At 70.8% G+C, this 22,027-nt stretch carries 24 protein-coding genes and 1 pseudogene; 10 read left to right on the top strand and 15 right to left on the bottom strand.

The genetic code is table 11. The features are described from left to right. The first annotated feature begins 241 nt into the window (after positions 1-241). Entirely contained in the window at positions 242-1,774 is a 1,533-nt protein-coding gene (locus SSP08S_RS12630) for a hypothetical protein (protein WP_019067961.1), read from the top strand. A gap of 105 nt (positions 1,775-1,879) precedes the next feature. Here SSP08S_RS12630 and SSP08S_RS55245 read toward each other — a convergent pair whose 3' ends face one another. Continuing rightward, positions 1,880-2,218 (bottom strand): putative quinol monooxygenase, encoded by a 339-nt coding sequence (locus SSP08S_RS55245; protein WP_019067960.1) that lies wholly within the window; start codon positions 2,216-2,218, stop codon positions 1,880-1,882. Positions 2,219-2,251: 33 nt separating this feature from the next. Further along, positions 2,252-3,265 carry an alkene reductase gene (locus tag SSP08S_RS55240; RefSeq protein ID WP_019067959.1) on the bottom strand — a complete coding sequence of 338 codons (1,014 nt, stop codon included), beginning with the start codon at positions 3,263-3,265 and terminating at the stop codon, positions 2,252-2,254. 184 nt (positions 3,266-3,449) lie between these two features. Between SSP08S_RS55240 and SSP08S_RS12615 the strand changes: the two genes are divergently transcribed. Next, a complete protein-coding gene (locus SSP08S_RS12615) occupies positions 3,450-3,821 on the top strand; it encodes a MerR family transcriptional regulator (protein WP_019067958.1) in 372 nt (123 codons plus the stop codon). Positions 3,822-3,927: 106 nt separating this feature from the next. On the opposite strand, the gene SSP08S_RS61695 is transcribed toward SSP08S_RS12615, so the two are convergent. Both SSP08S_RS61695 and SSP08S_RS12605 read right to left on the bottom strand, forming a co-directional pair. Next, complete coding sequence (locus tag SSP08S_RS61695) at positions 3,928-4,071, bottom strand: hypothetical protein (protein WP_019067957.1); 144 nt, start codon at positions 4,069-4,071, stop codon at positions 3,928-3,930. An 11-nt stretch (positions 4,072-4,082) separates the two neighbouring features. Next, a complete protein-coding gene (locus SSP08S_RS12605) occupies positions 4,083-4,835 on the bottom strand; it encodes an SDR family NAD(P)-dependent oxidoreductase (RefSeq protein ID WP_019067956.1) in 753 nt (250 codons plus the stop codon). Between the two features lie 139 nt (positions 4,836-4,974). Here SSP08S_RS12605 and SSP08S_RS12600 point away from each other — a divergent pair, with 139 nt between their 5' ends. Then, positions 4,975-5,397 carry a MarR family winged helix-turn-helix transcriptional regulator gene (locus SSP08S_RS12600; RefSeq protein ID WP_019067955.1) on the top strand — a complete coding sequence of 141 codons (423 nt, stop codon included), beginning with the start codon at positions 4,975-4,977 and terminating at the stop codon, positions 5,395-5,397. Between the two features lie 11 nt (positions 5,398-5,408). On the opposite strand, the gene SSP08S_RS12595 is transcribed toward SSP08S_RS12600, so the two are convergent. Continuing rightward, positions 5,409-6,179 (bottom strand): class I SAM-dependent DNA methyltransferase, encoded by a 771-nt coding sequence (locus SSP08S_RS12595; RefSeq protein ID WP_019067954.1) that lies wholly within the window; start codon positions 6,177-6,179, stop codon positions 5,409-5,411. A gap of 194 nt (positions 6,180-6,373) precedes the next feature. Here SSP08S_RS12595 and SSP08S_RS12590 point away from each other — a divergent pair, with 194 nt between their 5' ends. Next, on the top strand, positions 6,374-7,591 hold the full coding sequence (locus tag SSP08S_RS12590; protein ID WP_019067953.1) for a sensor histidine kinase: 1,218 nt from the start codon (positions 6,374-6,376) through the stop codon (positions 7,589-7,591). Further along, complete coding sequence (locus SSP08S_RS12585) at positions 7,588-8,220, top strand: response regulator (RefSeq protein WP_019067952.1); 633 nt, start codon at positions 7,588-7,590, stop codon at positions 8,218-8,220. The genes SSP08S_RS12590 and SSP08S_RS12585 overlap by 4 nt, the downstream gene beginning before the upstream one ends. Here SSP08S_RS12585 and SSP08S_RS55235 read toward each other — a convergent pair. The 3 genes from SSP08S_RS55235 to SSP08S_RS12570 form a co-directional block, all read right to left on the bottom strand. After that, the gene (locus tag SSP08S_RS55235; RefSeq protein WP_019067951.1) at positions 8,148-8,564 is read right to left on the bottom strand and encodes a winged helix-turn-helix transcriptional regulator; all 417 of its coding nucleotides are present in this window, start codon (positions 8,562-8,564) and stop codon (positions 8,148-8,150) included. The genes SSP08S_RS12585 and SSP08S_RS55235 overlap by 73 nt on opposite strands. Positions 8,565-8,774: 210 nt before the next feature. Then, positions 8,775-9,566: a SigB/SigF/SigG family RNA polymerase sigma factor gene (locus SSP08S_RS12575; protein ID WP_026178430.1), complete on the bottom strand. Its 792-nt coding sequence runs from the start codon at positions 9,564-9,566 to the stop codon at positions 8,775-8,777. Between the two features lie 179 nt (positions 9,567-9,745). Next, on the bottom strand, positions 9,746-10,090 hold the full coding sequence (locus SSP08S_RS12570; RefSeq protein WP_026178429.1) for a helix-turn-helix transcriptional regulator: 345 nt from the start codon (positions 10,088-10,090) through the stop codon (positions 9,746-9,748). Between the two features lie 134 nt (positions 10,091-10,224). Here SSP08S_RS12570 and SSP08S_RS12565 point away from each other — a divergent pair, with 134 nt between their 5' ends. Beyond that, positions 10,225-10,932, top strand: a complete 708-nt coding sequence (locus SSP08S_RS12565) for an anti-sigma factor antagonist (RefSeq protein WP_019067948.1) — start codon at positions 10,225-10,227, stop codon at positions 10,930-10,932. A gap of 27 nt (positions 10,933-10,959) precedes the next feature. Further along, on the top strand, positions 10,960-11,286 hold the full coding sequence (locus tag SSP08S_RS12560) for a hypothetical protein (RefSeq protein WP_019067947.1): 327 nt from the start codon (positions 10,960-10,962) through the stop codon (positions 11,284-11,286). A 57-nt stretch (positions 11,287-11,343) separates the two neighbouring features. Here the strand turns inward: SSP08S_RS12560 and SSP08S_RS12555 are convergent, their stop codons facing one another. The 4 genes from SSP08S_RS12555 to SSP08S_RS12540 all read right to left on the bottom strand — a co-directional run bounded on the left by SSP08S_RS12555 (position 11,344) and on the right by SSP08S_RS12540 (position 14,282). Beyond that, positions 11,344-12,018, bottom strand: coding sequence for an HAD family hydrolase (locus SSP08S_RS12555; protein WP_019067946.1), 675 nt, complete (start codon positions 12,016-12,018; stop codon positions 11,344-11,346). Between the two features lie 7 nt (positions 12,019-12,025). Further along, positions 12,026-12,991, bottom strand: coding sequence for an LLM class F420-dependent oxidoreductase (locus tag SSP08S_RS12550; RefSeq protein ID WP_019067945.1), 966 nt, complete (start codon positions 12,989-12,991; stop codon positions 12,026-12,028). A gap of 52 nt (positions 12,992-13,043) precedes the next feature. Further along, entirely contained in the window at positions 13,044-13,388 is a 345-nt protein-coding gene (locus SSP08S_RS12545) for a hypothetical protein (protein ID WP_019067944.1), read from the bottom strand. Between the two features lie 543 nt (positions 13,389-13,931). Further along, positions 13,932-14,282, bottom strand: coding sequence for a ribosome maturation factor RimM (locus SSP08S_RS12540; RefSeq protein WP_019067943.1), 351 nt, complete (start codon positions 14,280-14,282; stop codon positions 13,932-13,934). 291 nt (positions 14,283-14,573) lie between these two features. Here SSP08S_RS12540 and SSP08S_RS63335 point away from each other — a divergent pair. Beyond that, positions 14,574-15,256, top strand: a pseudogene (locus SSP08S_RS63335) (glutamate synthase-related protein); the annotation flags it as partial. A 281-nt stretch (positions 15,257-15,537) separates the two neighbouring features. On the opposite strand, the gene SSP08S_RS61690 reads toward SSP08S_RS63335, so the two are convergent. Then, positions 15,538-15,714, bottom strand: coding sequence for a hypothetical protein (locus SSP08S_RS61690; protein ID WP_158697161.1), 177 nt, complete (start codon positions 15,712-15,714; stop codon positions 15,538-15,540). Positions 15,715-15,845: 131 nt separating this feature from the next. Next, positions 15,846-17,120: a multidrug effflux MFS transporter gene (locus SSP08S_RS12525; protein WP_019067942.1), complete on the bottom strand. Its 1,275-nt coding sequence runs from the start codon at positions 17,118-17,120 to the stop codon at positions 15,846-15,848. Positions 17,121-17,206: 86 nt separating this feature from the next. On the opposite strand from SSP08S_RS12525, the gene SSP08S_RS12520 reads away from it, so the two are divergent. Then, the gene (locus SSP08S_RS12520) at positions 17,207-17,701 is read left to right on the top strand and encodes a MarR family winged helix-turn-helix transcriptional regulator (protein ID WP_019067941.1); all 495 of its coding nucleotides are present in this window, start codon (positions 17,207-17,209) and stop codon (positions 17,699-17,701) included. A 26-nt stretch (positions 17,702-17,727) separates the two neighbouring features. Here SSP08S_RS12520 and SSP08S_RS12515 read toward each other — a convergent pair whose 3' ends face one another. Then, positions 17,728-18,903, bottom strand: coding sequence for a cytochrome P450 (locus tag SSP08S_RS12515; protein ID WP_019067940.1), 1,176 nt, complete (start codon positions 18,901-18,903; stop codon positions 17,728-17,730). Positions 18,904-19,409: 506 nt separating this feature from the next. Here SSP08S_RS12515 and SSP08S_RS12510 point away from each other — a divergent pair. Continuing rightward, positions 19,410-21,953: a SpoIIE family protein phosphatase gene (locus SSP08S_RS12510; protein ID WP_019067939.1), complete on the top strand. Its 2,544-nt coding sequence runs from the start codon at positions 19,410-19,412 to the stop codon at positions 21,951-21,953. Positions 21,954-22,027 lie beyond the last annotated feature (74 nt).

The following is a 22,027-nucleotide window of genomic DNA, read 5'->3' as shown; positions in this document are numbered from 1 at the left end:
CCGGCAGTGCAGACCGTCTTGATGCGCACCCCCGCCAGGACACAACACCACATTTCAATCTACTGCGGTGTCAATCCCCTCCGCGTGCGGCAGTCGCTCGATCGGGCGCTCCGGAAAGGGTCACGGAGCACCCGAACGTCAGCCGGCGGACACTCGCGCGCAACCTTCCGGTGTTCTGACGTGTCCACGTTGTGTGCTGACGATACGCAGAACATGGCGAACAGCGGCGGCCGCCGCTTTCGTGACCGCCGCCCTGGCGGTCACGACCCCGGCCGCGCATGCCGCCGCAACGACGCTCGTCCTGGACACCCAGGAGAACTACTACCTCCCCACCGAGGGCGAGGGCCCGAACCTGGACCTCGGCATCACCGCCTCGGGCGGGGATGCCCATGACGTCTCGGTCACGGTCGACGCCTCGTCCCTCGCCGGGAAGGCGACGATGGTGGTCACGGGGGACTGCGTGAGCACCGGCACCCTGAAGGTGAGGTGCGACGTGGGCCCGCTGTCGGGCAAGGAGTCGATCGACCCGTTCCTGCTGAAGCCCACCTCGGCCGCCAAGGCGGGCGACACCGGTGCCATCACCTACACCGCCACCGCCTCCGACGCGGCCACCGTGACGGGGAAGACGGACGTCCTGGTCGGCGGGCCGAAGCTCGTCGCCCGGTCCTACCCGGCACTGAAGGACATCGCGCCCGGCGCCGTCTTCGAGCGCACTCCAGCCTTCACCAACACCGGCAAAGCCCCCGCAGACAAGGGCGTCATGCTGCTGGTGCAGGACTCCGAAGGCGTCTCTCTCGCCCATGACCACTCCAACTGCCACTACGCGGACCGGCCCGAGGCCGGCGCCTGGTGCCGGTTCGACACCCCGGTCGCGCCCGGCGCGGCCTACGAGACGGCCGCGCCGCTGCACTACACCGCCTCCAAGGACACGATGTACGGCTACAACACCTATGTCGTGTGGCCGGTCGGCGGCACCGCACCCGACTCCTTCGACCCGTCCGGCTTCCCCGAGACCGGCACCGGCGCGCCGCTCGGCCTGAAGTCCGTCGCCTCCGGCTCCGGATTCACCGACTCCGGGTACGGCACCTTCGCCACCACCCAGCACGCCGACTACCAGGCGCTCGGTGACACGGTCGAGGGCAAGGTCGGTGAGACGGTGAGCATCACCGTGGGCGTGCGGAACAACGGGCCGGGCTGGATGAACTTCCGGTGGATGGACGCCGTCAACTCCGGCACGTTCGTGGTGACCCCGCCCGCCGGCACCACCATCACCGGCGCCCCCGGCCCGGACGAGCAGGGCGACCCCGGGCCGCGATGGAACTGCACACCGCGCAAGGCCGACGCGAAGAGCTACACCTGCGACATCGGCAGCACGGACTTCCGGCCGGGCGACTCCGTGACCCAGAAGTTCACGGTGCGGATCGACCGGGTCGTGCCCGACGCGCGGGGCAGCGTGCGGGCGGTGGAGAACCCCGAGTACCCCAATCGTGACGACGACGCGGCGAACGACACCGCCGCCATCGCGGTGAAGGCCACCGGCTCGGCGACAGCCAGCCCGTCGGCCGGCGCCTCCGCGTCCCCGTCGGCCACGGCCACCGCGAGCCCGTCCGGCTCCGGGGCGGGAACCAGCAGCGGGACGACGACCGGCGGCGGGCTCGCCGCGACGGGCGCGGACGGAGTCCTGCTGCGGGCGGGCATCGCCGCCCTGCTGGTGGCGGGCGGCGCGCTGGCGTTCCTGACGGCACGGAGGTCACGACTGCGGAGCGGCCGCTGACACCGTCGCCCGGGCATGTACTGCCCTGCCCGGCCCGCACTCGGGTCGGGCAGGCCAGGGCCCAGGGTTCGGCTGGAGCGGGTTGCGCCCGTTACCGAAGTCGGCTCAGGCCCGGGGGTCCTTCTCGTCGGCGTGGAATCCGCGTACCTCGTTGCGTATGCGCGGGCCCCACTTGGTGAGGAGGGCCGTGATCTCCGGTGTGGCGACATGCCGGTCGAGGGCCTCCTGGGACGCCCACTGTTCGAGCACGGTGACACTTCCGGCCGCCGCGTCCTCGACGCAGAACGAGATCATCACGTTCCCCGGGTTCGCGGCGGCAAGGGGGTACGACGTCGCCCGCGCCTCGGCGACGAACGTCTCGACGTCCTCGGCCGGGACGAAGACCCGCCCGGCGATGATGACGGTCGTCCGGACTTCGTCCTGGAGCGTGTTCGGCGTGTTCATCGGTGTTCCTCGTCCTTCGTGCTTCGTGTCCGGTCAGGCGGCGTACTGGTAGGCGGAGTAGGTGAGATAGCCCGTGTCGCCGCCCTGGTAGTACGTGGCCGGGTCGGCGGGCGCGAGCGGCAGGCCGGTGCGGAGCCGTTCGACGAGGTCGGGGTTGGCGAGGAAGGCGCGGCCGAAGCTGATCAGGTCCGCTCCGAGGGAGAGCCAGTGGTCGGCGGCGGCCCGGTCGGTCTGCTTGGGGCCCATCGGGAGCACCGGGTTGACGACCAGATTGCCCGGCCACGCGCGGCGCAGTCCGACCAGCACCTCCTCCTCGGCGGTCGCCTCCAGGTGCACGTAGGCGAGGTCGAAGCGCGCGAGTTCGGCGAGCAGAGCCGCGTACAGTTCCGGCACCTCCCTCTCCTCGACGCCCCAGAAGGTGCCGCCGGGGGACAGTCTGATCGCGGTGCGGGCGGCGCCCACGGCGTCGACGGTGGCGGCGACCGCCTCGACGGCGAAGCGGATGCGGTGGGCGATCGGGCCGCCGTAGGAATCGGTGCGCAGGTTGGCGTTGGACGACAGGAACTGTGAGATCAAGTAGCCGTTCGCGCCGTGCAGTTCGACGCCGTCGAAGCCGGCGTCCACCGCGCGCCGGGCCGCCTCCGCGTACGAGCGGGCCTGTTCGGGCACCTCGGAGAGGTCCAGGGCGCGCGGAAGCGGCGCCGGCTGCGGTCCCGTCGGGGTGAACACCTCGCCGGCCGCGGCGACGGCGGACGGTCCGACCGGCTGGAGGCCGGTGGTGTCGGGGTGCGAGACCCGGCCGCCGTGCATGATCTGGGCGAAGATCCGCCCGCCATTGGCGTGCACGGCGTCGGTGACGGGCCGCCAGGAGGCCACCTGTTCCTCGGTGTACAGCCCCGGGGTGCCCGGGTTGGACTGCCCGAGCAGGCTCGGTTGCACCCCCTCGGTGACGATCAGCCCGGCGCTGGCCCGCTGGGCGTAGTAGACCGCCATGGACGATGTCGCGAGGCCCCCGGCCCCGGCCCGGCCCCGGGTCATCGGGGCCATCACCACTCAGTTGGGCAGCTCCAGACCGCCGAGGCGGTGGCGGTCGAACAGCGTGGTCATGCGGCAACTCCTTCGTGCATCACGTATCGAAGGCCCGGGGAGAGCGGGCCCGACCGGTACGCTAAAACCTGACATCAATGTGAGCTGCAAGTCCTGAACCCAGGTCACCGTCAGGAGAGTTGAGATGCGGATCGGCGAACTCGCGGCGCGCACCGGAGTGAGTGTCCGTTCACTGCGCTACTACGAGGAGCAGGGACTGCTCGTCAGCACCCGCAGCGGCGGCGGACAGCGGCACTTCACGCACGACGACATCGAGCGGGTCGACTTCATCCAGCGCCTGTACGTGGCCGGGCTGTCCAGCCGCACCATCCTCGAACTGATGCCGTGCCGCTACGCGCCCAGCGACGAGAACTCCGACGCCGCACTGGACCGCATGGCCCAGGAACGCGACCGACTCTCCGCCCACATCAAGGAGTTGCTGCACACCCGCGACTCACTCGACGACCTGATCACCGCGGCCCGAGCCGACCGCGACGACCGCCGGACGGCGGCGTGAGGATGCGCGGGAACGCTGGAGATCCCTTGCAGGTCAAGGGCCTGATTGGTCCTCGTACAGCCCGACTTGGGGGCATCTCCGGAGCCGACGCCCCGCAGATCGGATGCTACGACGGTGCACTGATCGACGAGGGCCCTGAACTCGCCTCGGACCAGGGCCACTTCCCGCACTGTGTGGAATCCAGGGCCGCGACGACGAGGGTGATGCCGTCGGCGACGAGCCCTGTCCCACCGACGCCGAAGACGTTCACCGCGCCCCTCCTCAGCCGGGCAGCGCGCTGAGTTCGCCACCGTCGGCGTACAGGATGGAGCCGTTGACGTAGCTGCTGGCCGGGCCGGCCAGGAACGAGACGATGTCGGCGATCTCGCTCGGGTCGCCCGCCCGGCCGCGCGCGTTGGTCCTGTCCAGGAGCGCGGCGCGCTCGCCGAGCATCGCCGAAGTGCCTTCGGTGTGTACGGGGCCCGGAGACACGGAGTTGACCCGCACGCCCGAGGGGCCGAACTCGGTGGCCCAGTAACGGGTGAGGATCTCCACACCCGCCTTGGAGGCGCCGTAGGCCGCGCCGACCGGAGCGGGCGTGCGGGCCGCGCTCGACCCGAGCAGCACGATCGATCCCCGCCCGCGCGCGGCCATGCCGGGCGCCAGCGCGCCGACCAGCAGGAACGGGGCCCGTGTGTTGACCGCGATGTGCCGGTCGAAACTCGCGGCGTCGGTCGCGGCGGTCGGCGCGAACTCGTACAGGCCCGCGTTGCTCACCAGAATGTCCACGTCGCCGGCGCGTGAGGCCAGCCGCAGCGTGTCCTCGGCGTCGGTGAGATCGGCGGCGACGAAACGGGCGGTGCCGCCGTCGTGCGCGATCTCCTTCACCAGGGCCTCGCCCCGGCCCTGGTCCCGCCCGTGCACCACGACCTCGGCCCCCTGCCGGGCCAGGCTGTGCGCGACGGCCCTGCCGATGCCCGACGTCGCCCCGGTCACCAGTGCGGTGCTGCCCCGCAGAGCGGTGCTGATGTTCATCGCGGTCCCTCTCGTCGTTGTCATGACGCTTCGGCGTGCGGATCACACGCTCGGCGCCCTCTCGGAAACAACTATGCACAGCATATGTTCTGCTCACGAGAACATCTGTGAAGTAGCACTTAGGTGCTAGATTGAGTGGGTGAGCGCAGCGACTTCCGAAAACGACAAACGGCACGGCAAGGCCGAAGAGCCGACGCCAGGGGGGCCGCGCGGCCACCTGGTCCTGGTGGCCCTGGCCGGTGGCGAACCGCCCTCACAACTCGCCCTGGCCAAAGAGGTCAGCCTGGACCGCACCGTGATGACCTATCTGCTCGACGACCTCGAGGCACACGAACTCATCACCCGCAGGCCCGACCCCCGCAACCGACGCGCCCGCCAGGTCCTCATCACCGACACCGGACGCAGCAGGCTCAAGGAGGTACGACGCGGTCTGTCCGCCGCCGAAGCGCGCCTCCTCGCCGATCTGAGCGACCAGGACGCGGATCAACTGCGCACCCTCCTCTCGCGCGTCGCGCAGACCGCCCAGCGTGAGTCGATCGCCCCCGCGGAAGCGGACTGCTGAGCCGCAGGGACTCAGTGGGTGACCCGGAGCTTCGACTGGCCGTGCGGCAGCTGTTCCCAGTCCTCCATGAAGTGGGCCTTCAGGCCGTGTCGGGCAGCCAGGGCGACGAGGGTCTCGGTGCGGTAGTAGAAGTCCTCGCGCAGCACGTGGTGCTCCTCGCCCTCCGTGCGGTCGAAGGTGAAGTCGAACCAGCCGCCCGGCGCCAGAACACGGCCGACGTGGGCGAGGCACTCCTCGATGACCGGGAGCGGGGAGTGCGAGAACACGCTGTGCGCGTGGACGACGTCGAAGTGCGCGTCGGGCAGGAAGCGCAGGGTCAGGTCCTGTACGGGGGTGAGGGCGGGGAGCCGTTTCTGCAGGCCCATCTCCACGAGCGTGTCCTGCGCGGCGGCCAGGATGTCGGGCGAGATGTCGATGCCGTAGTAGTGCCCGGGGTCGAGGTGGCGGATGAAGCGCCAGCCGCCGCGCAGGTTTCCGCAGCCGATCTCCAGCATGCGGTGTTCGGGGCGCAGTCCGTGGCCGAGGAGGTAGTCGAACTGCATCGCGCCCAGGGCCAGCCAGCGTTCACGGCTGGCGCTGCCGACCGCCGCGTCCGGGTCGGCCCGGGTGTCGGAGCGCATCACGGCGCGGTAGTAGGAGACGTGGTCCGGGTGGCGGTGGCGCAGCCAGGCGTCCCGGGTGGCACGAGCAAGGTGGCGGGGCACGCGGTCGGGGTGGCGCAGGGCGTAGGCGATGCGGTGGCCGAGGGTGGCGCGGTTGGCGGTGAGGTTCTTGGTGGGCACGGGGGCGTCGCCTTCCGATCTCCGAGGTGGGTGGCGGGTGTTGATGCCAGCCTCGGTGCGGCGGCGGGGTGTCCGGCTCGGTCAAGGGGCGCTGATCCGGGGGCGGTTCGGGTGATCCGGATGTCAGCCGATCGGTTGATGCGCCATCCTGTCCTTCGCGTTAGACACGGAGGATGGGACACACGGGACGACGGATGACGGGACACATCGGTCCGGAGGAGCGGCTGTTGCCCGCGGTGGTGCACGCCGCGTTCTTCCTGCTGCTCGGCTCCTCGTTCGTACGCTTCCTGACCCGCGACCAGGGCGGAGCGCGCACCGGCTGGGTCCTCGCGCTGTACGCGGTCTTCTGTCTGCTGTACGTCCTCGGGCAGTTCCTGGCGCCGGCGCCGCGCCCGGGTTCGGCGCCCACCGCACGTCATCTGGCCTGGCTGGCCTCGGTGTTCGCGGTCTGGACCGTACTGCTCGCCCTCGCGCCGAGTGCCACCTGGTGCGCGATGCCGCTGTTGTTCGGCGGCCTGTACGCGCTGCCCGCGCGGCTCGCGGTGCCGCTGGCCGCCGTACTCACCGCGCTCGTCGTCGCCTCCGAGATACGGGTGGCCGACGGAGCGCTCAACCCCAACATGGTCGTCGCGCCGCCGGCTCTCGCGGCGGTCGCCACCGCCGTGCTGGTGCAGTTGCAGCGGCAGGCGGTTCGCCAGCGCGTCCTGATCGACGACCTGGTACGCACCCGCCGCGACCTCGCGGCCACCGAACGGCGGGCCGGCGTCCTGGCGGAACGGCAGCGGCTGGCCACGGAGATCCACGACACCGTCGCACAGGGCCTGTCCAGCCAGCAGATGCTGTTGCAGGCGGCCGAGCGTGTGTGGGAGGCCGACCCGGAAACGGCCCGAGAGCACATCCTCAAGGCCGCCGAGATCACCTCCCGCGGCCTCGCCGAGGCGCGCCGGTTCGTCCACGACCTGGCACCGGCCGACCTCGTCGAGCACTCCCTGCCGGTGGCGCTCGGCGCGCTCGCCGAGCGGGAGAGCGGTCCCGGCCTGACGGTGGAGTTCCGGCTCGACGGCGATCCGGGCCCGCTGCCCGAGCCGGTCGCGGCGGCCCTGCTGCGCATCGCCCAGGGCGCGTTGGCCAACGTGCGCGAGCACGCGGCGGCGACCCGGGCCGCGTTGACCCTGACCTGCCTGGACGACCAGATCTCTTTGGACATCGCCGACAACGGCCGTGGTTTCGACGCCACTTCTCCCCCGGCCTCCGCGCCCGGCCGGTCGCGCGGACACGGGCTGCCCGCGATGCGGATCCGGGCCCGGCAGTCGGGCGGCACGCTGAGCGTGGAGTCCGCCCCCGGCGAGGGCACGGTCGTGTCGGTCGCCGTACCCGTCGTCCGTGATCCCCGTGAGGAGCTCGTGCCGTGAACACACCCGCACCCGTACGTCTGTTGCTGTGCGACGACCACGCCGTCGTACGGGCCGGGCTGCATGCGCTGCTGTCCAGCGCCGACGGCATCGAGGTGGTCGGTGAGGCGGGCAGCGGCGAGGAGGCCCTCGCCCTGGCCGCCCGGGTCCGTCCCGACGTGGTGCTGATGGACCTCCAACTCGGCGACGGCATGGACGGAGTGACGGCCATCGGGAAACTGACCGCCGACGGAGGCCCTCGCGTCCTCGTCCTCACCATGTTCGACACCGACGCCGACATCACCCGCGCCGTCGAGGCGGGCGCCACGGGCTACCTCCTCAAGGCCGAACGCCCCGAGGAACTGTTCACCGCGATCCACAGCGCCGCATCCGGTCGTACGGCACTCTCCGCGCCGGTGGCCGACTGCCTCATGGCCCGGATGCGCAACCCGCACCCCACCCTCTCCGAACGCGAGCAGGAGATCCTCGGCCAGCTGGCCCGCGGCCTGGGCAACCGGGACATCGCCCGGGCTCTCTTCATCAGCGAGGCGACGGTCAAGACCCATCTCGGGCGGATCTACGGCAAGTTGGGGGTGGAGACACGGGCCGGGGCGGTGTCCGTCGCCAAGGAGCGAAGGCTGCTGTCGTAGGCCCGTTGGCTGTTCTGGATCTCTTCGCTGTGCTCGACGGTCCAGCCGTAGAGGTGCCCGAACGGCTCGCACAGGGACTCGCCCAGCGGGGTGAGGGAGTATTCGACGCCGACCGGTGAGGTCGGCAGGACTCCGCGCTCAATCATGCCGTTCCGCTCGAGGCGGCGCAGCGTCTGGGTGAGGACGCGCTGTGTCACGCCTTCCAGGCCGCGCTTCAACTCATTGAAACGGGTGGGTCGTTCGAGGAGCGCCATGACCATCATCGACCACTTGTCCGCGATCTGGTCGAGGATCGGCCGACTGGGGCAGTCCGCCCGGAAAACGGTTCGTGTTCCGGCGTCCACTCCGTGCACCGCCTCAGGGACGCGCAGCGCCTGCGCGCGAGTCAGCCGGACTCCGGTTGATCCTCTCCGGTTGTTTGAAGCGGGCTCAGCCCGGTAGTCCGAAGAGGGCGGCCGGCTGCCCAACCGCTCCCGGGAGGGTTCGGCAGTGAGCCCGCCACCGGCCGCCCCGGGAGCAGTCCCGAGGGGCGGCCGGCCTCCGCTCCCGGCACGCTAGGCGGCGTCGGCGAGCACCTTCTTGCGCACGGTGGCGCAGGAGTTGCTGATCAGCCGGGAGACGTGCATCTGGGAGACACCGAGCTGTTCCGCTATGCGGCTCTGCGTCATGCCTCGGAAGAAGCGCAGGTAGAGGATGGTGCGTTCACGTTCGGGCAGGGTGCGCAGGGCCGGCTTGACCGCCTCCCGGTCGACGACCAGGTCGAATCCGGCGTCCCACTCCCCCAGCAGGTCGGCGAGCGTCACCGCGGCGTCCTCGCCCGGTGACTCTGCGTCGAGAGAGAGGGCGGCATAGCTGTCCAGCGCCTCCAGACCGGCGCGTACGTCCTCCTCGCTCAGCTGTGTGTACGCGGCGATCTCGGCGATGCCCGGGCGCCGCTCCGCACCCGTCGCGGACAGGTCCTGCAGGGCGACGCGCACCCTGTTGCGGAGTTCCTGGACGCGCCGTGGGACGTGCAGGGCCCACATGTGGTCGCGGAAGTGGCGCTTGATCTCGCCGGTGACGGTCGGGACGGCGTAACTCTCGAAAGCGTGACCGCGATCGGGGTCGTAGCCGTCGACGGCCTTGACGAGGCCGAGCGCGGCAACCTGGCGCAGGTCCTCGACGGGCTCGCCCTTCCCCCGGTAACGGCCGGCGATACGGTCCGCCATGGGCAGCCAGGCCCGGACGAGTTCGTCGCGCAGGGCGTCCCGTTCCGGTCCGTCCGGCAGGTGCGAAAAGCGTGCGAAGGCCGCGGCGGTGCACGGTGCGTCGTCGTGCGGACGGTGCTTCCTGGTGACTGTGTCCATGGTGCTCACAACTCCCTCCAGGGGTTGTCGACCGGACGGTCCCCATGGGAGCGAGCACGCGCTGAGCAGGCGAAACACACCCGCGATCCGGCGTACACCGGCTCCCACGGACGTGCCTCCTGTCCGAAGCACTCATTTCTGCGCCTTCCCGCACCGCACGTGCCGAAACAGGCGCACGCCTACGACGACACCGATCCGGACGACCGCGGCTGTCCGTCACGCTGCGCGTCGTGCTGCGCGAGGGCGGAAAGCAGCGCTTCGACGGTCATGCCGGCCTCGGCCGGGTGCCGCAGGATGGTCCCCGGGACGATGCGGTACGCATTGGTCCGCCCTTCCCGGGTGTGGGTGAGATAGCCAGCCTCCTCCAGATCGGAAATGATCTTCTGGACCGCCCTCTCGGTGAGCCTGCACCGTGCGGCGATGTCCCGGATGCGGGTGCGGTGGTCCTCGGCGATCGCGGCAAGCACCCGGGCATGACTGGTGAGGAACGTCCATCCTGTGTGCGTCTCGGCTACTCCACCCATGCAGCCCATCATAGGGCGTAGTGTTCACGCATCCAAAGACGCGAAATAAATTTCATGTATCTCTTGACGTGTTTCATGGGCCGGATGAAACTTGTACCGGCAGAGGACAGACAAACGCTTCGGGAGCGACTGCCATGCCGGAACACGAGCCTCCCGTGGGAGTCGACCCGTCGGCTCTCCTGCAGATCGTGACGCGTCCGGCCGGGGGCCGGACGGTCGTGGCGGTCTCGGGCGAGATCGACATCGACACGGAACAGACGATGCAGCGCGCCCTGCGTCTGGCACTGGCCCGGTCGTCGCAAGGCGTGGACCTCGACCTGGCCGAGGTCGGCTTCTGCGACTGTTCCGGACTCAACGCCCTGCTGCGCGTACGCCGCACCGCCCTGGCGGACGGCAAGACGGTCACTGTCCGGACCGCGAGCCCGGGGGTCGAGCGACTGTTCGCCCTCACCGGCACGTCAACGCTGTTCTCTCCCGCCCGTGCCCCCGTCAACGGGGTGATCGTCCACGACTGGCACGAACATTCCGCCGCGACGCACGACCGTACGGAGGAGGACGAGGTGTCCGACGAGGCCGAGGAACTGCGCCTCGAAGTCGTCCAGCTCAAGCGCGCCATGGTGACCCGGCCGGTCATCGACCTGGCCCGCGGCGTCCTGATGGCCTCTTTCGGTCTCAGTGCCGAGGACGCCTGGAGTGTCCTGGTCGACGTCTCGCAGCACACGAACACCAAACTCCACCAGCTCGCCGAGGAGCTCGTCGACTCGGTCAACGGGCCACCACTGCCCGACCATGTGAAGCAACGGATCTCCACAGCCGTCGCCGAGGTCTCACGCCCGGCGTAGGGCGAACGTCCGGAAAGGAGCAACGCGATGCCGGCAGGATCGAGCAAGAAGCGGGAACGGCAGTACGAGCACGTAAAAGAGAGTGCCGAGAGGCGCGGTGAGTCCACGCGCCGGGCGAAGGAGATCGCCGCGCGGACGGTGAACAAGGAGCGCGCCCGCTCCGGCGAGGCGAAGACCTCCAGCAAGACCTCCACGCGTGATCCGAAGTCGGCCTCTCAACGCGGCGGGCTGCGCTCACACAGCGGCGCCGAGGGGCCCACGAAGGACCAGCTCTACGCGGAGGCGAAGAAGCGCGACATCCACGGCCGGTCCTCCATGAACAAGCGGCAGTTGCAGAAGGCCCTCGGCCGCTGATCACGACGCCCTGCGGATCATGGAAACGGCATGGCGTTTCGCCTCCGAAGGCCCAGGTCACTCCATGTCGGCGAAGACGCCGGAGTCCAGATGCCCGAGGAGGTCGGCCGGGTCCCGGTACACCGCGCGGGCACCGGCGGTCTCCAGGTCCGCGCGCGGGATGCCGCCGGACAGCACCGCTACCGGGAGCACTCCGTCCCGTACGGCGGCCTTCATGTCCCAGACGGTGTCACCGACGAACACGGCTCGTTCGCTGGGTACTTCGGCGAGTTCCCTGGCCCGCCGCACGGGGTCGGGTGCGGGTTTGCCGTCACCGACGTCGTCCGCGCTGGCCGCTCCGAGGATGACGTCGTCCGCGTCGATGGCACGGCGTAGGGCGGAGAGTTCCGCGCCGCTCGCCGAGGTCGCCAGGACGATCGTCCAGCCCCGCCCGGCCAGGGCGCGCAGCAGGTCGCCCGCCGCGTCCAGCGCCGGGAGCCGCTCGAAGTACGTGGCGTACAGGGCGTGATGGGCCGCGGTGAGCTGCTCGTCCTCGGCGGGATCGCGGTCGCCGCAGCCGAGGAGGTGGTCCAGCAGGTCGCCTCCACTCAGACCCACGGACCGGTGGATGTCCCGCATGGGGACCTGGTGGCCCGCCTGCCGAAACGCCTCCCACCAGGTCACGACGTGCAGGTGGTTGGTGTCGACGAGCGTCCCGTCGACGTCGAAGATCGCGGCGCGTTCCGTGGTCATCGCGCGCTCACAACTCGCGGAGGGCGGGGAGCAGTTTCTGTTCGGCCCATTCCAGGTACGGTTCCTGGTGCTCGCCGCCGATCTGGACCAGGGCGACCTCGGTGAACCCCGCGTCGACGTAGGGGCGTACGGCCTCGACGACCGCCTGCACGTCGTCGCCGCAGGGAATCGACTCGGCCACGTCCTCCGGCCGTACGAACTGCGTGGCACCCTCGAACGCGGCGGGGCCGGGGAGTTCGGAGTTGACCGGCCAGCCACCGCCGAACCAGCGGAACTGGTCGTGGGCGCGGGCGATGGCCGCGTCGCGGTCGGTGTCATAACAGATGGGCAGCTGACCGACCTTGGGCTTGCCGGTGCCGCCGTGGTCCTCGAAGGCGGAGATCAGTTCCGGCCGGGGTTCCGTCGCGATCAGCAAGTCGGCCAGGCGGCCCGCGAGTTCGCACGAGTGGTCGCCGGAAACGGCTGCACCGATCGGCGGGGGCGCGTCGGGCAGATCCCACAACTTGGCGTTCTCCACGTCGAAGTGGACACCGTGGTGGTTGACGTTCTCCCCCGCGAAGAGCGAGCGGATGATCTCGACGGCCTCCTCCAGCTTCTCCAGCCGGACGTGTGCGGCGGGCCAACCACCGCCCACCACATGCTCGTTGAGGTTCTCCCCCGAGCCCAGGCCCAGACGGAACCGTCCCTGGGAGAGGAGTTGCAGCGTGGCGGCCTTCTGGGCGACGACGGCCGGGTGGTAGCGGGTCGTCGGGCAGGTCACGTAGGTCATGAGGGGGATGCGTTCGGTGGCCTGTGCGGCAGCGCCGAGCACGCTCCACGCGTAGGAGGCGTGGCCCTGGGACTCCAGCCAGGGGAAGTAGTGGTCGGACGTGACCGAGAAGTCGAAGCCCGCGTGCTCGGCGCCGACCACGTGGTCGACGAGTTCTCGCGGGCCGGCCTGCTCGGTCATCATCGTGTAGCCGATCTGCACCATGTCGCTCAACTCCTCGTGGGTCGCAGTCGCGCGAGGACGGCTTCCCGTCCCGTCACCGCTTCGTCGTGAGCCGCAGGTCGACCTCCTTCTCCTGGTCTCCTGACGCGGCGCCCCAGTGGTCGACGGCGAACGCCGCGCTCAGGGCCTCGAACAGCTGGTCCACGGCGACGTAATCGCCCTGGAGCGTGGCGGAGACCGAACCCTCCAGCGGAACGGAGTCGGTCGGGATCGGCTCCCGCGCCGGCTCGAACTCCGCGCTCCACACCGGGGAGTGGTCGCCCGGCTGCTCCTGGGGGATGTCGTGCGAGGAACGGTCGGTCGGGAACGCCGTGCGCAGGACGTCGAAAACAGCGGTGGCGTCCTTCTTGGACGCTCCGGTGAGGGACACGGTGGCCATCAGCTCACTCTCCTCGAACTTGAATACGGGGGGACATGTGAAATCGGAGATCAGAGGGATCCGTTCACGGGGGGAGCGACGGCACACTGCCGAGCGGACCCCGCCTCGACTCCCTCGGGCGCGCGCGGGTCGTCAACCCGTCGATTCGTCGGGCACGGGATGCCCTGGACGTGCGCTGCCGGAATGCGCGCCGCCCCTCCGCCCGGTACCGGCCTCGTCCGTGTCGGGGATCCCCGGGTCGGGGTTCTGCGGATCACGGCCCTCCGGCTCGCGCTGCTCCTCGGCGCCGGCCTGCTGATCGGGCAGATCCCTCGGTATCGGCTTCGGTTTCGGCCCTCCTGTGTTTCCTGGGGCCTCCGGGCGACGCTCGCTCACGGCGTTTCTCGCTTCCTCGCGCGGGGTGGGTGTCGGACACGGGTACCCCGACGGCCGACGATGATGCGGACCCGGGCGTTCCGGACCCTGGGGTCCGGGACCGGGCAGGGCGAAGGGCGGGCACCGGCAGCACGCCGGTGCCCGCCCCTGTGTGCCGCGGAGCGACGGTCAGGCTCGGTGGTCTCCGTAGTAGCCACCGACCTGCTCGTGGTACCCGGCGTCACCGATGTGCTTGTCCTTGTCGAACTCGGGGGAGTTCTTGATCTCGTCCTTGGTGCGGCCGACGTGGATCGTCCGCTCCGCCACGTCGACGGACGAGATGACACCGGCAGGGAGCAGCACCTGCTTGCCGAAGATCCACACTCCGGTGTCGACGACGATGTACGCGGCTCCGACATCCTCGGAGTGCTTGTCGACCTTGCCGATCGAGCCGTCGCTCGCCTCGACCTTGAACCCGGTCAGGTCCATCCCCGTCTGGTGGCCGGACTCGGCCTGATAACCCCACATGTTGTCCGTCATGCAAAACCTCCCCTTGCTGTGCGTGAATACCGAGGAAGCCCGTCCGCTATTCCGGTGGGCGACCCTCGGCAGGTCGGGTGCCCATCGTTTTCCGTCCTACACACTCATCCATTTATTAATGGCGAACCCTGCGCCGCCGAATATCAGGACGAGAAAAGTACAAGAATCAACACAACTGTTTTGAGACGGGCCGAGCGGGTTACACGGGGACGTGCCGAGAACCGGAATCGTCGCGGTGACCCGACACGCCCGGTGCCCGGACACCCGCCCCGCGTACGGATCGGGAGCCCGGAGATCGGTACCGGCTACTTCGACTACCGGACCCTCGACGAGGACTTCGATGCCGGGCAGTTCGCCGAGAAGGCGTCGGGCGAGAACGTCGAGTGCGTGTCGCTGGAGCTGCCGCAGGTGATGCGGGAGCTGTCTGGCAGCAAGCCGACCGGTTTCAAGCTGTGCGTCGGTTCACGGCGCCAGTTCCTTCTTCGTCCACGGCGCGGAGGGGCGGCACGGGTGCGGCGCCGCTCGAGTTCGCCGACCACATCGGCACACCGCTCACCGAGGGCTTGATGACCGTGCACAACGCGCTGGTCGGCGCGGGCCTGCGGGGCCGGATCCAGATCGGCGCGAGCGGCAAGATCGCCACCCGGGCCGACCTGGTCAAACGTCTGGTCCAGGGTGCCGACTACGGCAACGCGGCCCGCGCCCTTACGTTCGCGGTCGGCTGTATCCAGGCCCAGCGCTGCCACACCAACACCTGCCCGGTCGGCGTCACCACCCAGGACCCGCGTCGAGCCCGCGCCCTGGATGTCGGCGACAAGGCCGCGCGCGTACGCCGCCTCCCGGGGGCCACCATGGGCAGCGCCCTCCAGATCATGGCCTCCATGGGAGTCACCGAGTGGCTCTCCCCCGGCCGACCGCTGGTCGAGCCGCCCGCCGACTGGAAGGCCACCGACCTCGACCGCTTCACCATCTGAATCTGATTCGACAGCCCTCCGCGATCCGAGAGGTGAATTCGCGCACCGCTCATGGCCATGCCCGCCCGGGATCCGAGAAAGGCGATCAGGGGCGGGCTGTGGTCATGGCCGACCGTGCGGTACAAGGGGCACGGGTCAGCGGCGACGCAGCATCATCACGACAGCGACGATGACAATGATGAGGACGACAGTACCCAGGCCTATGTACACGATTTTCTCTTTCCGTCGGGGAGCGGCACCAACCGGCACCGCAGAAACCCGAGTGCCCCCGACAAAGCATTTCAGCCCGCCCCGGTGAATTTTTTGCCCAGGGGTGCCGCGTTGGAGCCGTGTTCGGAGGTAGGCGGTGCGCCATGGGTGAATTCCTGGCCCTGCTGTCCGCCTTGGGCTTCGGAGTCGCGCGCTTCGTCAACGGCCTGCTGTCCCGGCGGATCCACGGAATGACCGTCGCCCTCCATGCTCACGCTCTACGGCGGGCGCCGGCCCATGCCGACCGGTGTCCGGGCGGCCGCTGTAGCGGCCGGCATGGTGCTGTACCTGGAAGCCACCACACACCAGCTCCTGGCCGCACCCACCGTTTCTGGTCCCTCTACGCCGTCGCCGTCGGCTCCCCCCGCCCCTCCCAGGGCCTGGCCAGCCCCACCAGAGCAACTCCCGCCGCCACCACCGCGATCAGCATGATCACCGCCATCGGCAATGAGCTGTCCTCCCCGAACAGCCCGACCAGCGGCGCGGCGAGGGCGCCGAACAGGAACTGCAGGCCGCCGAGGAGGGCGGAGGCCGCGCCGGGGGCGCTGCGGCCCAGACTCTGGCCGATGCTCAGGGTCGACGGGAAGACCATGCCGATACCGCCGGCCGTGACGAACAGGCTGATCCAGGTACCGGCCAGGGTCTCCCCCACGGTCAGCACCAGCACGACCTGCATGACAGTACCGACCCCGGCGACGCCGACCGCCGCCACGAGGAGGGTGTTCAGCCGTACGCGTCCGGCGAGTCGGGAGAAGGCCGCGCCGGCGATCAGCATGGCGACGGCGTTGCTCGCGAAGATGAGGGAGTACGTCGTGGCCGACACCCCGTGCAGGTTCTCGAAGACGAAGCTGGAGCCGCTGATGTAGGCGAACAGCGCCGCCGAGACGAACGCGAGGACGAGGACGTACCCCATGAACGTCCGCCCGCCGAGCAGCGCGCCCATCGCGCGGAAGGTCTGCCCGATCCCGCCCGCGTGCCGTCGCTCCGGCGGCAGGGTCTCGGGGACCTTGCGGACCACTCCCAGCAGCAACAACCCACCCATCACGGTCAGTACGACGAACACCGCGCGCCAGGTCGACACGGCCAGGATCGCCCCGCCGAGTACCGGTGCGGCGACCGGCGCGACGCCCATGATCTGGGAGAGCACCGCGAAGTAGCGCGGCAGTTCGGCGCCGTGGAAGCGGTCGGTGAGCACCGCGCGGGCCAGCACCATGCCGGCCGCGCCCGCCAGGCCCTGGAGGAACCGGGCGCCGGCGAGCAGGCCGACATCGGGCGCGAGGGCGCAGGCGACGGAGAAGACCGTGAACGCCGCCGTCCCGGACAGCAGCAGTCCGCGGCGGCCGAGGCTGTCGCTGATCGGGCCGATGAGCAACTGCCCTACGACGAGTCCGGCCAGGAACGCGGTCATCGTCAGCTGGACGGCCGAGCTGCTCGCGCCGAGCGCGTCCCCCATCGCGGGGAACCCGGGGACGTACATGTCGGTCGCGAGCGGGGCGACCGCGGTCAGCGCGGCGAGGACGGCGACCAGGGCGACGGCGGTGCGCCGGGTCGGGTCGACGGAGTCCGGTGCGGCGGGGCGCGCGGCAGCGGAAGGGGAGGGGGACGGCGATACCATGGCCGTAACGGTAACCGATGGTTCACCGGTTAACAATGACGGCCTCAAGCCCCGACCGAAGTCCCGGAAGCGAGAAAAAGAGCCGCATGTCGCCCTCCCCCACCGACGTCCGCGCGCAGTGGACCGAGCACAACCCCGGTCTCGACACCTCCCCCATGGAGCTGATCGGCCTGCTCAAACATGCCACCGGGCTCCTGAACCGGGCGGTGGAACCCCTCTACGCGGGCGCCGCGCTCACCGCCCCCGAGGTCGACATGCTGATCCCGCTGCGCCACGCCACCGAACCGGTGATCGCCCGCAGGCTCGCCGAGTGGCTGGGCCTGTCCCGTGCGGGGGTGAGCAAGGCCCTGGGCAAGCTGGAGAAGCGCGGTTTCATCGCCCGTACCCCGAATCCGGCCGACCGGCGGGCCGCGCTGGTGACCATCACCCCGGCCGGAGCCAAGGCCGTGGACGACCTGTTCCCCCGCCAACTGGCCGCCGAAGTGCACCTGTTGGCGGGCCTGGGCGAGGACCGGGACCGGGTGCTGAACGCGCTGGAGCGCCTGGTGGAGGTCATGGAGCGCCAAGTCGGCCGCGAGTGAATGACCCTGACGAAACGTCAGAACCGTCAGAACGCGGCGTCCCACCGCACATGAAGCGTCGGCGGCTTGCGGAAGACCAGCCCGTGCGGAGCCGTCGGGTGGTCCGGGTCGAGGCGCAGGGACGGGAGCCGTTCGAGCAGGTGGCGGAGGGCGATCCGGGTCTCCAGGCGGGCGAGGTGCGCGGCGAGGCAGTAGTGCGGGCCGTGGGCGAAGGCGAGTTGGAGGCGGGCGTTCTCGCGGCGGACGTCGAAGCGGTCGGGGTCGGGGAAGACCGCCGGGTCGCGGTTGGCGCCGGTGAGGGAGACCGTGACCAGGTCGCCCTCGCGGATCGCGGCCGGGCCGAGGACGGTGTCCCGGGTGGCATAGCGGTCCACGACGGCCGCGCCGGGTTCGAGGCGCAGCGATTCCTCGATCGCGCCGTCGAGGAGGCCCATGTCGGCGCGGACGAGGTCGAGTTGGTCGGGGTGCCGGAGCAGATGCAGCAACCCGTTGGTGATCATCGCTTCGGTGGTCTCGATACCGCCGAACATCAACACGGCGGCGTTGGATGCGACTTCGGGCACCGTCAGCTGCCCGGCGGCCGAGACCAGGAGTGAGGCTCCGCCCCGGTCGGCGACGGTGGCTTCGACGGCCGCCCGCAGTTCCGCGTAGGCAGCCGTACCGGCCGGTCCCGCCTCGTGTCCGGCGGTGATGTCCGAGACCGACTGCACGATGGCGTCGTACCAGGAGAGCACGGTGGTCGGGGTGGTGCCGGTCAGTCCGAGTGCGTGGGTCACTACGGCGACCGCCAGCGGGCCGGCGAAGGCGCGGCGCAGTTCACCGGCGCCCGCCGGTCGCAGCTCGGTGACCAGCCGGTCGGTCTCCCGCTCGATGAACGAGGCGAAGCCGTCCCGTACTTCGCGTGGACGGAAGGGCGCGTTGAAGGGTTCGCGGTGGCGGGTGTGCCGCTCCCCGTCGAGGGACAGCATGCTCGGGCCGACGACCTGGGCGGTGGAGAAGCGGGGGTCGTCCACCGTGAAGGTGGTCGCGTCCCGCATCACGTCGAGTGCGAGGTCGCGCCGGGTCACCAGCCAGCCGTCCAACTCGGGCAGCCAGGACACGGGTTCGCTCTCGCGGAGCCGCGCCAGCCGTGGATGCGGGTCGCGGGCGAGTTCGGCGAGCGTGGTCCCCGCGCCGAGCGGGTAGGCGGCGACCGTACTCATCGCGCTCCAGGTCGGGACAGAGGGAAACTGGCCATGACCGAGGCTAACAATCCGGGCGCGGCCGGCCGCTGGTGGGGCCGTACGGCGAGACGACCGTCACCGCATGCCACCCCCCACTCACCGTGTGTTCTGCCGTCTCGCCCGTTACCGCCGACGAATACGGGCAACAGATCGAATTCGCCCCGCGAGGGGCGGAGTTTGCGCCATCCTGAACGCCACGGGACGCGGACCCGGTCACAGGAGCACGCCGGGCCTCAACTCCCCTGTCACAACTGCGCACTTAACGCCCCGAACCGGCACCCTCGGCCCGACCCGACGACACCGCGCCACGCCCAGTACCCGACACCGACACTTGAGTCACTCTTGATCACTTCATCAGACACCTACGGACCGGCGATACCCGTGCCCCACCAGCCCATCCCGTCCGCCCAGGTGACCCCGGCCGCGTCCTGGCGCATTCTTGCTGTGTCACCCACCCGGCGCCACAGGGACGAGGTAGAGCCCCGATGACTGGGAGTGCCCAGCGCGAGAAGGGGACGCCCGGACGGCTCGCCGAGCTGCTCATCGACGCCTCGACGGAGGCGATCGACGCGGCCGACGGCCACTCCGGGGGCGTCTACCTGCGGTCGAGCACGCCCGGACTGCTGCGCCTCGCCGTGCTGGCGGGGCTGCCCGGGCCGCTGTTCCGCCCCTGGAACCGGCTGAGCGTCGACAACAAGTTCCCCGTCGCGGACGCCTTCCGGCTCGGCGTCCAGGTGGTCCTGCCGAACGCCGCGGAGTGCATGCGCCGCTACCCCCAGTTCGCCGCGAGTCTGCCCTTCCAGTTCGGCTCGCAGTACGTGCCGGTCATGAGCGGGCCGACGACGTACGGCGTGCTCACCGTGCTCCGGCCGTCCGCCGCGGACACCACCGAGGTGCTGTCCGGCCTCGACCGCATGACGCGGCTGGCCGAGGAGCTGGGCGCGGCGCTGCGGGACCTGGAGGACGAGCACAAGGACGAGGACGGGCCGTGCGTCGCCTGGGACGGTGAGCCGGTGTGCGTCCGGACGACGGCCACGCACCGCGCCGAGGGCCGGATGGCCCGCTTCCGGTGGGACCCGGCGACGGCCGTCGTGACCGGGGACAGCGCCCTGCACACGCTGCTGGGCGTCGAGCCCGGAGAGTCCCCTGGCACCGCCCAGGCCATCGCGGACGCCCTGGCCCCGGGCGACACGTACCAGGTCATGGCGGCGCTGCGGGCGACCGCCGCCGGGAAGCCGCCGCCGCTGCCCCTGCGGGTGCGGGCGGCGGACGGCTCGGCGCGGCTGCTGGAGCTGTGGACGCCCGCCAGCGGTCCCGTCCCGCCCGGCGGCGGGCACCCGGTCAGCGGTGTGGTCCTGGACCCGGGCCCCGCCCCGGTCGCCGACAGCGCGGCCGACCTGCTGCCGGACGGCGTGTTCTGCCTGGACCGGCTGGGGCTGGTCACCTATGCCAATCCGCGTGCCGCCCAGCTGCTGGGCTGCCCGCGCGAGGAGCTGCTCGGGCGCCCGCTGTGGGAGGGCGTGCCCTGGCTGAACCAGATCGGCTGCGAGGACCAGCTGCGCGGCGCCCTGCTGTCGCTGGGGACGGTGAACTTCCACGTCCGGCGTCCGGAGGGGCAGAAGCAGCCGCCGGAGCCGTACGAGGGCGACTGGCTGGCGCTGGCGATCCATCCGGGCCACGACCAGCTGACCTGCACGGTCGCGCCGTCGACCCGGGTGTCGGGACCGCCGATCCCACTGGTGCCGGTGCACCCCGAGGGGGCCGACGTCCCGGGGAACGGCGTCACCTCGCTCGCTCCGCTCTACCGGCCGATCGTGCTCGCCATCGCGCTGACGGAGGCGGTCACCGCCCGCCAGGTGTCCGCGGTGGTCATGAAGGAGCTCCTGCCCGCGTTCGGCGGTCGGCGCCTCGCGATCTACCTGCTCCAGGAACGGCATCTGTACCTGGCCTGGGAGACCGGCTTCCCGCAGGGCTTCCTCGCCCCCTTCGACGGGGTCGGCCTCGACACCCGGCTGCCAGGGGTCGAGACCCTCACCACCGGACGCCCGCTCTTCTTCGACTCCATGCAGCAGCTCGCGGAGGCCTACCCGGGCATCCCGCTGGACGCGGAGGTGGGGGCCCGCGCGTTCCTGCCGCTGATCGCGTCCGGGCGCCCGGTCGGCTCGGCCATCCTCGGCTTCGACCGGTCCCGCAGCTTCAGCTCCGAGGAGCGCGCGGTGCTCACCGCCCTCGCCGGACTGATCGCCCACGCGATGGAGAAGGCCCAGCGCTACGACTCGGAGGCCGCCCTCGCCCGCGGCCTCCAGCAGGCCCTGCTCCCCCGCCGGCTGTCGGTCCACCCGCAGGTGGAGACAGCCGGCCGCTATCTGCCGGGCACCCAGGGCATGGAGGTGGGCGGCGACTGGTACGACGTCGTCGAGTCCGGCGACGGTCTGGCGCTGGTGATCGGCGACGTCCAGGGGCACGGTGTCCAGGCCGCCGCCACCATGGGTCAACTCCGCAGCGCGGTAAGGGCGTTCGCGCTCGGCGACCGGCCGCCCGACGAGGTGATGAGCGGCACCAACCATCTCCTCATCGACCTCGACCCCGGCCAGTTCGCGAGCTGCTGCTATCTGCGTCTCGACCCGGCGAGCGGGCTGGTCCAGGTCGCGCGGGCCGGGCATCCGCCGCCGCTGATCCGTACCCCGGACGGCCGTACCCGGGTCTGGGACATTCCCGGGGGCGTCGTACTCGGGGTGGACCCGCACGCGCAGTACCCCGTGACGGAACTCCAGCTGGAGCCCGACTCCATCCTGGCGCTCTACACCGACGGCCTCGTCGAGCGGCCCGGAGTCGACATCGACGACGGCATAGCCGCCCTGCGGGTCGCCCTCGCGAAGGCGGGCGGTCCCGCCTCGCGGCCGGGCGGGCGTTCCCTCGCCGGTGTCGCCGACCGGCTCACCACGGCGGCCCGGCACGCGGCCGACCGTCCCGACGACATCGCGCTGCTGCTCGCAGCCCGGCGCGCCAAGCCCGGCAGGCACCCTTGATCCCGGTTCGGCCCCGGCCTGTCACCGGGTGTGATGCCCCTCGCCTCCTGAGGTCGGGCAGTGTAGACATGGGC

It is taken from the genome of Streptomyces hokutonensis, assembly GCF_000376565.1.
Taxonomy (GTDB): Bacteria; Actinomycetota; Actinomycetes; order Streptomycetales; family Streptomycetaceae; genus Streptomyces; species Streptomyces hokutonensis.
Note: the sequence above shows the minus strand (reverse complement) of the source record. Positions and strands in the feature narration are given on the sequence as shown.